The organism is Corallococcus sp. M7 (genome assembly GCF_054512695.1).
This window is the reverse complement of sequence record NZ_CM137252.1, coordinates 5051856-5065807: the sequence shown is the minus strand read 5'-3', so window position 1 is coordinate 5065807 and position 13952 is coordinate 5051856. Positions and strand designations below refer to the sequence as shown.

The following is a 13952-nucleotide window of genomic DNA, read 5'->3' as shown; positions in this document are numbered from 1 at the left end:
GTGGGCGCGCTCCAGTCCATGCTGGCGGCCTTGAAGGCCCACTGGGTGCTCGTGTTGGGCATCGTGGTGGTGCTCGCGGCCATTGGCGTGGGCGTGACGCTCTGGTGGCGCAAGCGGCAGCAGCGCGGCCCGGCGCTCGGCAGCGAGCAGAAGCCGCTCGCGTCCGGGCAGCTCCTGTCCATCCGCAAGCAGTTCCTGGCGAAGCTGCCGTGGCGCTTCCGCGCGTCCGTGCGGGACTTCCCCACGCTGGTGGTGCTGGGGCCGGCGGGCAGCGGCAAGTCGGACCTCATTGGAGCGGAGGTGGACTGGGAGCGGCAGCAGCGCCAGTTCATGCCCAGCTACACGGACGACCCGCTCCTCAAGGTGTTCCTGGGGCCGGAGGTCGTGGTGCAGGAGCTGGCCGCGCCCGTGCTGGAGGACGACTCGCTCCACGCGCGGCGCGCGCTGCGCCGGCTGTGGAAGGCCACCTTCGGGCGCCGGCACGTGGGCCGGGCCGTCATCGTCCTGAAGGTCAACTGGCTGCTGGAGACGTCTCCGGACGAGGTGAAGCGCGTCACCCAGCTGCTGCGCGGCAAGGTCAATCTCCTGTCGGAGGTGTGCCAGGCGCCCGTGGAGACGCGGCTGGTCCTCACGCACATGGACACGCTGGACGGCTACGCGGACTTCGCGCAGCTGCTGCGCAAGAACGGCGTGCCGCTGGAGCTGGCGGTGCCGCCGCCCGGCAGGGAAGGGGAGCTGGGCGAAGCGCTCCAGCCCATGGAGAAATACCTGGCGCTGGGGCTCACCTCGCTGTCGCCGGAGGCGTTCGAGCGGCTGGCGTCGTTCTACTCACGCGGCGGTGAGGCCTTCGCGGCGCTGGGGCGCTTCGTGTCCACGCTGCTGGAGGGCGGCTCGCTGGCGTACCCGCTGAACCTCAAGCGCGTGTACCTGTCCTCGGGCGGGGCGGACGCCCAGCCCACGGGCGCGCTGGCGGTGCAGGCGGATCAACCCGCGGAGCTGCTCGTCCGGGACTACCGCTGGACGCACCTGCGCCGGTGCGCGGCCATCCTCGCGGTGGGGTGCCTGCCGGTGCTGCTGGCGTACGCGCACTTCTACCGGCTGCTGTTGCGCGCGCAGGACAAGCTGGACGCGTTCCAGGTCACGGTGCAGCGGCTGGAGGAGCGCAACCAGAGCGTGTCGGGCTCCGTGGTGGAGGGCCAGACGAACGACGCGATGAAGGCGATGGAGGACCTCTGGAGCGCCACGCGCTACTGGCCGCCCCTGGAGCACAGCTTCACCGACGAGTGGGAAGAGCTGAGAGCGCGGCTCACGCGCAGCATCCGGCTGTCCTACCTGAAGCCGATGCTGGAGAAGTGCCAGGACCAGTGCCGGCGGTGCTCGAGCCAGATTCCCGGCTGCCAGGCCGCGCCCGCCTTCGCCAACCGGGGCACGCGCGCCACGCCGCTCGTCCCGGCGCCCGCGGTGGATGACGGCTGCCACATGGAGACGCTGTGCCGTCCGGAGCAGGTGCTCTACACGCTGGGCGTGCTCTACGCCTCGCGCAACGAGGACCTGGGCCAGTTCGTCCTGCACAGCGTGCAAGGGACGCACAAGAAGCAGGTGGGGTGGATGGCGGAGGCCTTCGGGTTGAACCTGGCCAGCACCGACCAGGAGCACAACTGGCTGGAGGCAATGGGCCTGGCGGAGCCGATGGTCGCCAACTACGTCATCGCCAGCGACAAGCCCTTCGACGAGAACGTCCCCTGGACGCGCTGGCCCTTTGTCTGGCTGACCCTGGACGGCCTGCTGGGTCCGTGGCGCGACCACTTCACGCAGTTGCAGGACACGCTGTCCGCGAAGGAGCTGGACCTGAACCGCTGGCGCGCGCTGGCGGACGAGCGTGAGCGCCTGCGCGCCACGCTGGCGGAGAGCGCGCCGTACAGCTCCGCCCGCAAGGTGATGGACCTCATCAACGCGTCGGACGCGGAGCCGGACGCCAGCCAGCTCAAGGGCGTGGGCAGCCTGTTGGACTCGCTGGACTGGCTGCGCCAGAACCGCCAGACGCTGGAGGCCATCCTGCGCATGGAGGACGAAACGGACGCCGCCCTGCGCGCCGCCGCCCGCATGACGCCCGCGGAGCTGCTCACCCGCGCGGACGGCCTCTTCGCCCCCAGCGAGGGTGACGCGCGCTACCAAGTGGAGGTCCTCCGTCGCGACTTCGAGTTCCGTCCGATGGACGTGTCGCGGCAGCTCCTGGACAAGGTGCTGCGCTCGCTGAAGGAGACGGGCCGCACGCCGTTCGACAGCAACGCGCTCAACCCGCGCACGGGGGAGACGACGTCGGAGGTCGCCACCGAAGGAGTCGGGGACGACGACACGGAGTTCACCAGCGGGACGGCCCCGGTGGTGGGCAAGGTGCTGGGCAAGGCCGCCTTCGAGGCGCAGCTGAGCCCGCTGGTGGACGAGTTCACGGAGCGCCTGGCCAAATCCAGCCTGTCGCGCGAGGAGGCCGTGGAGCGGGCTACCTTCGTGCAAGGCAAGGTGCAGACCTTCGCGAAGCGCTACGGGCAGGACCTCTACGCGACGTACCGGGGCTACCGCTTCCGCACCACGCCGCGAGGCTCGCTGGCCAGCGACCTGTCCGTGCTGCTGCAGCCGTCCTCGCCGCTGGAGGCGATGCTGCGCGACGTGGCGGTCCGCGCCGGCGTGGTCCCGCTGGAGAGCGAGTACTACGCGCCCATGCGCGACGCGGTGGCGCCCTTCAAGCCGGTGGTGCAGTTGATGACGCCGGACAAGAGCGGCGTGATCGTGGAGCTGGCGGCCTACACCACGCTGGTGTCGCAGCTGCAGCAGGAGCTGTCCGGCGCGAAGCCCGCGGCCGCGAAGCCCGCTGCTCCCGCCAACCCGGCGGCGCCTGGGGCCGCTGGCGCGACGGCGTCCTCGGCGGGCTCGCAGCTGGCGGAGATGCTGTCGCCGGTGGGGCGCGTGGCGCTGAGCATGCTGCTGGAGGAGGAGGACTCGTACCTGCGCCGGGTGGACGCGTGGCTGGATCAGCACGGCCTGGTGGGCGAGTTCCGGCAGCCGTTCCGCCAGCCGTTCATCATCGTGCGCAACCGGGGCCGCGCGGAGCTGGAGCGCGTCATCGCGGAGCAGTGGACCTACCAGGCCCGCCGCACGCTGGATCCGCTGGTGAAGCGCTATCCGTTCAACCCCAGCGCGTCGCAGGAAGTGGATCCGGTGGAGCTGGAGGTGCTGCGCCGCAAGGACGGGGCCTTCTGGGGCTTCGTCACGCAGGTGCTGGCGCCCATCGTGGAGGAGCGCGGGACGGACTGGACGCTGCGCTATCCGCTGAAGTCCCGGCTGCTCCTGCCGCCGCGCATGCTCTCCGCGCTGGGCCAGCTGGGCCGCCTGTCGAAGCTGTTGTGGGACGACGAGGGCAAGCCCCGTCCCATCGCCATGCAGGTGCGTCCGCTGCCGCTGCCGACGGCGCCCACGCCGGACAGCTTCGTGACGCTGTCGTACCTGAAGTGCGGCGGGGCGGCGTCGTTCGGCTTCAACCAGCGGCCGGCGTGGGGTGAGTTCCCCCTGAGCTGGTGGAGCCCGCAGCCGTCGTCCATTGGCGTGGAGCTGCGCTCGCCGCAGCGGGATGGGAAGCGCTACCGCTCCATGGAGATGTCGGAGTCGTCGTGGAACTGCTTCCGCCTGCTGGAGTCCGCGACGCTGACTGATCAGTCCAACGTGGTGTGGGTGCTGCCGGGCCGCGGGCTGGCGGCGAACGAGAAGGTCCTGGAGATCAGCTTCGGGTTGCGCGGCGAGCCTTGGGCGCCATTCCGTGGGGTGGTGCCATGAAGGGCAGGGGTGTGAGGCTGGCGGCGGGGCTGGTGACAGCGGTGGTGGCTGGCAGCTGCGCGGCGCCCAGCCTGACGGTGAACGTCAAGGCTCCGGCGGGCACCAACCAGGGCCGGCCGCTGTACATGCTGATCCGCACGGTTTCGAAGACGTCGATGACGGAGGGCTACGCGGACGTCGCGGCCAAGGTCATCAGCCCGGACGAGTCCGTGCTCCAGACGGTGGTCATCTACCCGAGCGGCACGAAGCAGGTGAAGATCCCCCTGCCGCCGGAGCAGGCGGTGGCGGTGAGCTTCCTCTTCACCACGCCCAACGGCGCATGGCAGGCGCTGCTGGACGTGCCGGTGCCCAAGACGGTGGACATCGAGCTGCAGGAGAGCCGCATCCGCACGGACCTGCCCAAGGGCGTACCGGCCCAGGAGTCCACGCCGGCCGCGCCCGAGGCTCCGAAGGCCCCGGAAGCCCCCAAGGTGCCCGAGCCCAAGATGTCCCTGGCCTCGCCCAGGTAGGAGCGGCGGCTCAGGACGCGAGCGCGTCCAGCTTCGGCCCCAGCGCGTTGAGCGCGGACGTCACCCGGCCGTTCGCCGCCGTCACGGGCTTCGCGAAGGCGCCCCCCTGGAGCTGGGCGCCAATCGCGTCGAGCGGGGAGAGGAGCTGCGGCTTCTGTCCCGTGGCCTGGGTGGAGACGGAGTCCACCTGCGTCTGGGCGCCCGACTTCAGGCCCTCCGCGCGCTGCTTGAAGGCCGCGAGCACCTGATCCGCCTGGGAGGTCAGCGACGTCTCCGCGCTGGCGCGGGCCGTCTCCAGCGACGTCAGCCCGGTCGCGACGGACGCATTCGTCGTGCCCAGGTGCGAATCCAATCGCCCCTTGGCGGACGTCACCTGGCCCTCCGCCGTGTCTCGCGCGGTCTGCATGGCCTGCACCGCGGCGTCGATGCCGGAGCCCACCTGCGCGTCCAGGGCCTCCAGGCGCTGGGGCACCTGCGTGTCCAGCGGCGTCACCCGGGCGGCGACCTGCTGCTTCAGGGTCTCAATCTGCTGCACGCCCTGGTCCTTCACGGTGCCGATCTGCGTGACGGCCGCGGCGACAATCTGGCCCACCTGCGCGGTGGCCTGCTCGATGCCCTGGAGGACGGACTGGGTGAGCGTACCCATCTGCGTCACGGCCTGCGTGGTGGCTGTGTCGATCTGCGTCTGCGCCTGGGTCTGCACCGTCTCCACCTGCGAGACGATGGTCTTCTGCACCGCCTGGAGCTGCGTGCCCACCTGGGAGGAGAGGGTGCCCAGCTGCGTGGTGATCTGCCCCACCACCTGGCTGATGCCCTGCACCGCGGGGCTCACCAGCGGCTTGGGCAGGTCCGCGGCCGGGATGGCGTCCAGGAGGCCCATGGCGCGCTCCAGCAGCGACTCCAGCGAGCCGACGATCTGCTGGAAGAGGGTCTGGAGCTGCTCCAGCATCTGGGGAAGCGATTCGAACAGCGCCATCACCTGCTGCTTGAGGGCGCTGACGGTCGCGACCAGGGTGTCCAGCGTGGTGAAGGCCGCCTCCAGCGTGGCCTTCAGCGGCGCCTTGACGGCCTCCACCGCCGTGAGCGCGCCCTGCACCACGCCGTCGATGGTGCCGCTCACCGTGGTGATGGCGGTCTCCACCTGCTTCTGCACCTGGTCGATGAGCTTCTCCACCGCCGTGAGCTGCGCGGTGACGCTGGCCACCTGACCGGCAATCGTCTTGCCCAGCGTGTCCAGCGCCCCGTCCGCCTGCGACTTGCCCGCCGTCAGTGAAGGGGCCACCTGGGTGTCCAGCGGATCCACGATGGCTGCCGACGCGGACGCCGCGGCCATCAGTTGATCCACCAGCGTCTTGCGCTGGCCCTCCAGGGCGGACTGCTGCTGCTGGTGGGTGTCCTTCGCCGTGGTGCCCGCGCTCAAAATCTCCTGGTGCAGCGTCTTCAGCGCGCTCACGGGGTTCTTCACCGCGCCGTCCAGCGTGGAGGTGAGCTGGGTGCTCCGGCCTGTCGCCGCGTCGCGCGAGGTGGTCAGCCGCACCAGCACCGCCGCCAGCGCCGCCGCGAGGGTGGACCCCACGCCCGTGAGGTCCTGCGTGAGCTGCGAGCGGGTCTGCTCAATCAGCGCATGGCCCTGCGCGCGGCGGGCCTCCGTCTCCTCCTTGGAGCCCTTGCGCTTCGCGAGCTTCGCGTCGAAGGACTTCTTGTCCGCGTCGCACTTCTGGGCCACCTGCTGCTGGAGCGCGGTGAGCTGTCCCTGCGACGACTCGGCGGACGACTTCGCCTGGGCCTCCAGCCCCTGGCTCTTCGCCGTCGCCTCCTGGCCCAGCGACTCCGCCTTCGTGCGCGCCGTGGTGCTGGAAGCGGTCAGCGCCTGCTGGTGGCCCTCCACCTCCGAGGCCAGCGCGTCGAAGCGGGGGGAGGGGTCCGACAGCGTCACGTTCGCCGCGTTCACCTGGGCGAGCAGCGCCCCCAGCGACGCGCTGATGGAGGGGCGCAGCGCGGCGACCTGCTCCACGACGCCCTGGGCCAGGGTCTCCACCTCGCCCTTCGCGGTGGCGAGGCGCGGCGTGATGCCGGAGCCGAAGCCCTCCACGGTTGCCTTGTGCTTCGCCACGGTGGCGCGCAGGTCGTTCATTTCAGCCCCGCGAGCGCGGCCTTGGCTTCAGCGGCGGCGCCGGAGAGCGCGCCCGTCTGGCCATCCACGCCGTTGAGCGCGCCGGTGAGTTGGGCGCGGGATTCGGCGGCCTTGCCCTTCACCTGGGCCTCCGCGGCGGCGAGGGCCGCGCCCGTCTCCTCCGTCGCCGCGTTCAACTTGGAGTTCACCGCCGCAGAGGACTCCTTGTACGCCGCCGTCGCGTCGCTCACCGCGCCTTCCACGCCCGCGGTGAGGTCGCCCTTCGCCGTCTCCACCTGCGGCGTCACGTCGTACGTGGGCGTGGCGGCGGCGGCGCCGGGGTTCTCCTTCGTCTGGATGAGGAGGTGCCCTTCCGACAGGCGGATGACCTCCGTGTCGTTGGAGTTCACCCGCCCCAGGTTCCACACCGGCTTGTTGTCCTGGAAGTCGTGCGTGAGCGCGGTCTGGTTCGTGCCGTTCTTGCCGAAGAGGAGCTGATCGCCCTGGCTGTCCTGGGGCATGCGCACGCCTTCGCCCCAGTCCAGGAAGCGGTGCAGCGCCGCGTGGTCGAAGTGCAGCGCCACCAGCACCCGCTCGTTCTTGTACGGCGGGAAGTAGAACGTCCCCGGGAACTCACCGGGCTCCGCCGGCACGCTCACCGTCTTGTTCCACAGCGGAATCGCCACCCGGTAGTTCGTCACGGACGTCTTCTGATCATCCACCTGGAGGTAGATGCGGTCCGTGGCCTCGCCGCCGGGGCTGTGCATCTTGCCCTCGACGTAGATGGGGTAGCGGGGCGGCCGGTACGCGGGCAGCTCCGGCACCGGATCCGACTTCTGCTCCAGCAGCACGGACAGGGAGACCGTGTAGCCCTGCATCGTCTCCTGCTGGCCGTCGTGCGGACCGGCCTGGAGCCCCACGCCGTCGAAGGCCAGCTCCGCGACGCGATGGTCCTCTCCCAGGTCCGTGAGGTCCGGGCTCCAGCGGCCTCCGTCCAGCTTGAGCAACGCCCCCGGGTGCAGCGCGATGGGCGGCATGTCCAGGAACGTCAGCCGCAGCCGCCGCTTGCGCACGCGCAGGCGTCCCTTCTCCAGCGACTGGCGCTGCTCCGCCTCCGCCGCGATGGGCGTGCGCACCAGCATGTCGTGCTGGATGCCCGCCACCGCCTGGGGCTGCTCCAGCGCCACCGTGGTCGCCCCGGCCCCGAAGCCGTTGAGCACCCGCGTGCCGTGGCGGATGACGGGCGGCATCTCCACGTCCACGCGCGACACGTGCTTGCGGCTGAGCCCGGTGACGGTGCCCGTGGCCGGCTTCTTCGCGGAGAAGGTGTAAGTGTCCTTGGGGCTGTCGTAGGTGAGCACGCCGCCGCGCGTGTCCACGAACCAGAGGACGAAGTCGTAGAAGCTCGCGGCCGCGTGGTCGTCGCCGATGCCCAGGCACACCATCGCGTGCTTCTCCTCCAGCGCGTCCCAGTCGTAGGTGAGCAGCAGGCCGCCGGGCTTGTGCGCGTCCAGCAGCTCCGACAGCTTCTTCGCCGTGTGCAGCTCCACCGGGCGGTGCTGCTTCCAGAGGACGCGCGCGGGGTCCTCGAAGGTGACGGTGTACTGGCGGAAGGCCACCGCCACGCTGTCCTTGTCGCCGTGCGCGGTGCCGCTGACGCGCTTCTCCGTGACGATGCCCTGCACCACCAGCGGCGTGGACGGCGGGTCGAAGACGCCGGACAGCGCCAGCCGCACCCGCACCAGGTCCGGCTTGCTGAACGCGGTGAACAGCGCCGCGTCCTTCTTCTCCAACGCGGTCCAGAACGTCAGCTCGCAGCGGAAGCCGGTGGGCGTCATCCGCAGCGAGAAGTCCCGCACCTGGCCGCCCGGGATGGCGAAGGCCTGCTCGCCCGCGGTGACGGTCAGCTCCAGCTTCAGCTTTTCGGAGAAGGGGAGCGCCATGCCGTGTTCACCGGGCCTTCGCCTGGACCTCCTCGCGGGTCAGCGCGCCCCGGGCCTCCAGCGCGTCCATCATCGCGCGCATCACGCGCGCCTGCTGCGCCACCATGCGCTCCAGGTCCGCCACCTGCTGCGTGAGCGCCTCCACCTTCGACGCCAGCTCCACGTCGCGCACCACCGGCGGCGGCGTGGGGGTTCGCGGCGGCGTGGGGGCCTCCGCCTGCTGCGGCGGGGCCAGCTCGAAGGTGGCCTCCTCCATGCCGAAGCTCAGCGGCGTGGCGGCCGTGGAGGTGATCTCCCCGTGGTAGTGGTGCCGGATGGCGCGCTCGATGGAGGACGCCGTCGCCACCACGACCTGGAGCTTCTGGCCGGAGTGGAAGGCCAGCTCCTGGAGGGACTCCACGTTGGTCGGATCCGACGTGGCCACGGTGAGCGTCTTGGTGGGGACCTCGTAGGCGATGGGGAAGACGGTGTAGCGCTCGGCGATGTCCACGCGCAGCGCCTGGAGGGCGTTCGGCACGGGGACGTGCGTGTCCAGGTTCACCGTGGGGATGGCCAGCTGCCGGGACAGGGCGTGCACCATGGAGCTTTCGTCCACGACGCCCATCTGGACCAGGGTGAGGCCCAGCCGGCCGCCCCACTTGCGCTGCTCGGCGAGCGCCGTCCGCAGCTGGGTTTCAGTGAGCAGGCCGGCGTCCATCAGGATTTCGCCCAAACGCCGCTTGCGGTTGGGGCCCGGGCCGGGAGGAACAGAAGGGGGAGGATTCACGGCCGGGCAGCATATCAGCGCCGGACACTCCCCAGGCCTTCGGTGGGTCACAAACAGGCCAGGGGGGCGGGGATGGGATAGCCTGGGCTCATGGTGCGAAGCAGAAGCGTCCTATTCGCCGCGGTCCTCGTCGCCTTCACCGCCGGGTGCGCGTCCCAGCGCCTGTCCGGCGCGGACCTGGACCGGGTCCAGCGGCCCGCCTTCATCTCCCGCATCGAGGATGGCGCGGGGCCCAAGAGCAAGGTGTTCCAGGAGGACAGCGCGTACTCCGACAAGCTCAAGAAGCTGGAGCCCAAGGAGGCGGATCGCCGGCTCACCGTGAAGCTTCAGCAGGCCGTGACGCGCTTCGAGCTCTCCGAGCGCCTGCGCGTCACCACCCTGTCGCGCCTGCCGGAAGAGGCGCCCTGGACGGACGCGGTGGATCCCGCCCGGGTGGCCTCCGCGCTGGAGAGCTTCCTGGTGGAGGAGGTGCCCGCCAACGCGCCGGACTACGACCTGATGGCCCCGCTGGGCGCGGACACCATCGTGGAGTTCGTCATCCAGGACTACGGCATGCGCAGCGATGACGGGCACGCCGGGGCCTACCTCAAGGGGTACGGGCGCATGTTCCGGGTGGACGGGCGCTCGGAGCTGTGGCGCCGGCCGTTCAACCTGGACGCGGTGGAGCAGGGCGCGCCGCACCTGGATCCGTTCAAGGTCGGCAAGGAGCCGGAGCTGTTCCGGCTGGCCATGACGGACCTGCTGGACAAGGTCGCGGACATGTTCGTGAAGGACCTGACGCCGACGAACCGCAAGGGCGCGGCCCCGTCGGGCAGTACCGCGCCGGACACCGTGCCCTCCGCCGTCACCCCCGCGCCCGAGCCCACCCCGGCGCCCACTCCGCCCGAGCGCCAGCTGCCCCCGGGCGAGCTGCCGGATCCGGATCCCTAGAAGAGGGCGTGCTCGGCCAGGAGCACACCCAGGTCCACCGCGAAGCTGAGCAGCGTCACGGGGACGCCCACGCGCAGGTAGTCCATGAAGCCCATGCGGACCTTGCCGCGCGCGGCTTCGAAGACGATGAGGTTCGCCACGCTGCCCACCAGCGTGAGGTTGCCCGCGAGCGTGGAGCCCAGCGCGAGCACGTGCCACGCCAGCTCCGGCTCCTGCATGGACGGCACCCACGCGCGCGCGAGCATCACGAAGGGCACGTTGCTGAAGAGGTTGGACGCCACCAGCGTCAGGCCCGCGAAGCCCAGCGTCTCGCGCCACGGCGGCCCGGCCATCAGCGGGGAGAACACGTGGCGGATCTCCTCCGCCCAGCCCGCCTTGTGCACGCCGTGCACGACGACGAAGAGGCTGGCGAAGAAGAGCAGCAGCACCCAGTCCACGCGCTCCAGGGCCTCGCGCGGCTCGTGCCCGGACAGGGACATCACCAGCACGCCGCCCGCGAGCGCGCTCCAGCTCATGGGCAAGCCGGCGAAGAACGCCACCACCACGCCCAGGAGGCTCCCCAGTCCCAGCGCGAGCAGCCGGCGGTCCACCTCCAGCGGGGGCGGGTGCGTGTCGAAGCGCGCGGAGGGCAGCTCCTTGCGGAAGAGGTAGAGCAGCGCCACGGCGACGATGAGCGTGGAGAGCACCGCGGGCAGGGCCATGTACGCGGCGAACCGCGCGTAGCCCAGGCCGGACGCGCCCTGGATCAGCATGTTCTGCGGGTTGCCGGTGAACGTGGCCACGGAGCCGCTGTTGCTGCCCATGCACACCGCCAGCAGGTACGGCACGGGCGGCAGGCGCGCGTCCTCCACTACCACCAGCACCAGCGGCGTGAGGAACAGGCACACGGTGTCGTTGACGAGGAACGCGGACAGGAACGCGCTCACGAACGTCACGGCCACCAGGAGCAGCCGGGGCGTGTGCGCGACCTTGAGGGCCCTGGCCCCGGCGGCGCGGAAGAAGTTCGCCTGCGCCAGGTACACGGCCAGCAGCATCATCCCCAATAGGAGGACGATGGTGTCCATGTCGATGGCCTGCTGGCCCCGGTCCGTGCTGTGGCCGAAGACCTCCGCGGGCGTGACGGCCCCGGCGACGACCATCAGCGTGGCGCCCAGCAGCGCGCCTCCGGGACGGTCCAGCTTGATGAAGGGCAGCCTCGCCCCGGCGATGAAGATGTACGTGAACAGGAAGATCGCGAGCGCCACGGGCGCGGGACACTAGGGTCCGCGCCTCGGACGCGTCGAGGCCCCTGGAGCCGCCTGCCCAGCAGGGAATCGGGCCGGCTACTGTCGGGTGCGAATGTGGGTGATGGGCCCCCAAAAGACCGACGCGGGAGGTCCTGACGCGCGTTGTCCTTCCGGGTACACGTCTGTACAGTGGCCGGCCCTATGAAGCCCGAGAAGGAAACCGAGGCCTTCTCCGGCCCGCGCCGCACGCCGTGGTCGGGGGCTCGCGGGCTGGACGCCGTCCTCCAGGGATGGCGGACGGACCGGCAGGTGTGGCCGAACATCGTCCACGACGCCGTGACGCCGGCCCGCGCCGGTGTGTTCGCGCCGCTGCCGGAGGGGCTGTCCCCCCAGGTCCGGGATGCGCTGAAGCGCCGGGGCGTGGAGCAGCTCTTCTCCCACCAGGCGGAGGCCTACGCGCGGGCCCGCGACGGGGAGAGCCTGGTCATCGCCACGCCCACCGCGTCCGGCAAGAGCCTCTGCTACAACCTGCCGCTGCTGGACCGCTTCGCGCGCGAGCCGGAAGCGCGGGCGCTCTACCTGTTCCCCACGAAGGCCCTGTCGCGCGACCAGGAAGAGTCGCTGCGCGCCTTCATGCGTGAGGCGGGCCTGGGCCACGGCGCCATCACCTTCGACGGTGACACGCCGGGGGATGCACGCCGGGCGGCCCGGGAGCGCGCGGGCGTGGTGCTCACCAACCCGGACATGCTGCACACGGGCATCCTGCCGCACCACGCGAACTGGGCGCGGCTGTTCGCGAACCTGCGCTACGTCGTGATCGACGAGCTGCACACGTACCGGGGCGTCTTCGGTTCGCACCTGGCGAACGTGCTGCGGCGGTTGCAGCGGGTGGCGCGGTTCCATGGGGCTTCGCCCACGTTCATCCTGGCGTCGGCGACCATCGGCAATCCCAAGGCGCACGCGGAGCGGATGCTGGGGCGCGAGGTGGCGCTCGTGTCGGAGAGCGGGGCGCCGTCCGGTGAGCGCCGGGTGATGGTCTACAACCCGCCGGTGGTGAACGCGGAGCTGGGCATCCGCGCCAGCTATCTCAAGAGCGCGGTGCGCCTCACGTCGGATCTGGTGCGCGCGGGCGTGTCCACGCTGCTGTTCGGCCAGTCGCGCAACAACGTGGAGGTGATGCTCAAGTACCTCCGCGACCGGTTCGTTGAGGAGAAGCTGGACCCGTCGCTCATCCAGGGCTACCGGGGCGGCTACCTGCCGGGCACCCGGCGCGCGACGGAGGCCGCGATGCGCGCGGGCGAGGTGCGCTGCGTGGTGGCCACCAACGCGCTGGAACTGGGCATCGACATCGGTTCGCTGGATGCCGTCGTGTGCGCGGGCTACCCGGGCTCCGTGGCGGCGCTGGCGCAGCGCTTCGGCCGCGCGGGCCGGCGCGGCATGGGGAGCCTGGCGCTGCTGGTGACGTCCAGCGCGCCGTTGGATCAGTACTTCGCGGCGGATCCGCGCGCGCTCACGGGAGCGCCGGTGGAGCACGCTCGGATTGATCCGGACAACGTGGAGATCCTGGTCCAGCACCTGAAGTGCGCGGCGTTCGAGCTGCCCTTCGAGGAAGGGGACTCCTTCGGCGACGTGCCGGTGGAGAACACCACGGAGGCGCTGGACTTCCTCACGCAGCACCAGGTGGTGCACCCGTCGCAGGCGCCGGAGGGCGGGCGGCGGATGTTCCACTGGTCGTCGGACGCGTATCCGGCGCACCACGTGTCGTTGCGCAGCGTGGGCTGGGACAACGTCGTCGTCATCGAGCGCGGTACGGACAAGACGCTGGCGGAGATGGACTTCCGCTCGGCGCACACACAGCTGCACGAGCAGGCCATCTACCAGCACGACTCCGAGCAGTACCAGGTGGAGATGCTGGACCTGGAGAACCACAAGGCGTTCGTGCGCAAGGTGGCGCCGGACTACTTCACGGACGCGATGACGAACGTGCGCGTGAGCGTCATCCAGGAGGACCAGGGCGCGCCGCTGGGGCCCTCGCTGCACGCGGGGCTGGGCGAGGTGTCCGTCATCGAGAAGGTGGTCGGCTACAAGAAGATCAAGTTCCACACGCACGAGAACGTGGGCTACGGCGACGTACGGCTGCCGGAGATGCAGATGCACACGTCGGCCTTGTGGCTGACGGTGCCGGAGGCGGTGGTGCGGAACATGGACGCGCCCCGGCCCGCGGTCATCGACGCGCTGCGAGGCCTGGGTTCCGCGCTGCGCACGGTGGCGTGCGTGGGGTTGATGAGCGACCCGCGCGATCTGGGACGGACGCTCGGCAGCAAGGACGAGCCGGACGGTCCGCCGCGCAAGGAGGGAGGCGTGGGCTTCGATCCGACGCTGTTCCTCTACGACAACGTGCCCGGCGGCGTGGGGCTGGCGGCGCGGCTGTACGATCAGCGCGAGGAGCTGCTCCTGCGAGGGCGCAAGCTGCTGGAGTCGTGTCCGTGCGAGGACGGGTGTCCGGCGTGCATCGGGCCGGCGGCGGGTGGGCAGCCGGGGAGCGCGCCGTCGGGGTCGCATCCGCGCAAGCGACTGGCGTTGGACCTGCTGGCGGCGCTCGGCGTCGCCGGGGTGCAGTGAGGAGCACGGGCGCGG

Annotated in this window: 8 protein-coding genes; 4 read left to right on the top strand and 4 right to left on the bottom strand. The window is 71.0% G+C overall.

Going from position 1 to position 13952, the window contains the following annotated elements:
• Together ACX114_RS20165 and ACX114_RS20160 are read left to right on the top strand one after the other, a co-directional pair.
• On the top strand, positions 1-3828 hold the full coding sequence (locus tag ACX114_RS20165; protein ID WP_459286868.1) for a type VI secretion IcmF C-terminal domain-containing protein: 3828 nt from the start codon (positions 1-3) through the stop codon (positions 3826-3828).
• Positions 3825-4337 carry a hypothetical protein gene (locus tag ACX114_RS20160; protein ID WP_459286867.1) on the top strand — a complete coding sequence of 171 codons (513 nt, stop codon included), beginning with the start codon at positions 3825-3827 and terminating at the stop codon, positions 4335-4337. The genes ACX114_RS20165 and ACX114_RS20160 overlap by 4 nt, the downstream gene beginning before the upstream one ends.
• 10 nt (positions 4338-4347) lie before the next feature.
• Here ACX114_RS20160 and ACX114_RS20155 read toward each other — a convergent pair whose 3' ends face one another.
• From ACX114_RS20155 to ACX114_RS20145, 3 genes are read right to left on the bottom strand one after another with little or no spacing between them, the layout of a single operon-like run.
• Positions 4348-6471 (bottom strand): hypothetical protein, encoded by a 2124-nt coding sequence (locus ACX114_RS20155; protein ID WP_459286866.1) that lies wholly within the window; start codon positions 6469-6471, stop codon positions 4348-4350.
• Positions 6468-8393 (bottom strand): hypothetical protein, encoded by a 1926-nt coding sequence (locus ACX114_RS20150; RefSeq protein ID WP_459286865.1) that lies wholly within the window; start codon positions 8391-8393, stop codon positions 6468-6470. Before ACX114_RS20150 ends, ACX114_RS20155 begins: the two co-directional genes overlap by 4 nt.
• A 7-nt stretch (positions 8394-8400) precedes the next feature.
• On the bottom strand, positions 8401-9159 hold the full coding sequence (locus tag ACX114_RS20145; RefSeq protein ID WP_459286864.1) for a GspE/PulE/PilB domain-containing protein: 759 nt from the start codon (positions 9157-9159) through the stop codon (positions 8401-8403).
• 90 nt (positions 9160-9249) lie between these two features.
• On the opposite strand from ACX114_RS20145, the gene ACX114_RS20140 reads away from it, so the two are divergent.
• Positions 9250-10089: a hypothetical protein gene (locus ACX114_RS20140; protein ID WP_459286863.1), complete on the top strand. Its 840-nt coding sequence runs from the start codon at positions 9250-9252 to the stop codon at positions 10087-10089.
• Here ACX114_RS20140 and ACX114_RS20135 read toward each other — a convergent pair.
• Positions 10086-11333 carry an ArsB/NhaD family transporter gene (locus ACX114_RS20135; protein ID WP_459286862.1) on the bottom strand — a complete coding sequence of 416 codons (1248 nt, stop codon included), beginning with the start codon at positions 11331-11333 and terminating at the stop codon, positions 10086-10088. The genes ACX114_RS20140 and ACX114_RS20135 overlap by 4 nt on opposite strands.
• 183 nt (positions 11334-11516) lie before the next feature.
• Here ACX114_RS20135 and ACX114_RS20130 point away from each other — a divergent pair, with 183 nt between their 5' ends.
• On the top strand, positions 11517-13937 hold the full coding sequence (locus ACX114_RS20130) for a DEAD/DEAH box helicase (protein ID WP_459286861.1): 2421 nt from the start codon (positions 11517-11519) through the stop codon (positions 13935-13937).
• Positions 13938-13952: the final 15 nt, after the last annotated feature.

What these genes read in the sequence shown, in the direction of transcription:
- ACX114_RS20160 (WP_459286867.1), top strand. Translation starts at nt 3,825, where the DNA reads ATGAAGGGCAGGGGTGTGAGGCTGGCGGCGGGGCTGGTGACAGCGGTG.
- ACX114_RS20155 (WP_459286866.1), bottom strand. Translation starts at nt 6,471, where the DNA reads ATGAACGACCTGCGCGCCACCGTGGCGAAGCACAAGGCAACCGTGGAG.
- ACX114_RS20150 (WP_459286865.1), bottom strand. Translation starts at nt 8,393, where the DNA reads ATGGCGCTCCCCTTCTCCGAAAAGCTGAAGCTGGAGCTGACCGTCACC.
- ACX114_RS20140 (WP_459286863.1), top strand. Translation starts at nt 9,250, where the DNA reads ATGGTGCGAAGCAGAAGCGTCCTATTCGCCGCGGTCCTCGTCGCCTTC.
- ACX114_RS20130 (WP_459286861.1), top strand. Translation starts at nt 11,517, where the DNA reads ATGAAGCCCGAGAAGGAAACCGAGGCCTTCTCCGGCCCGCGCCGCACG.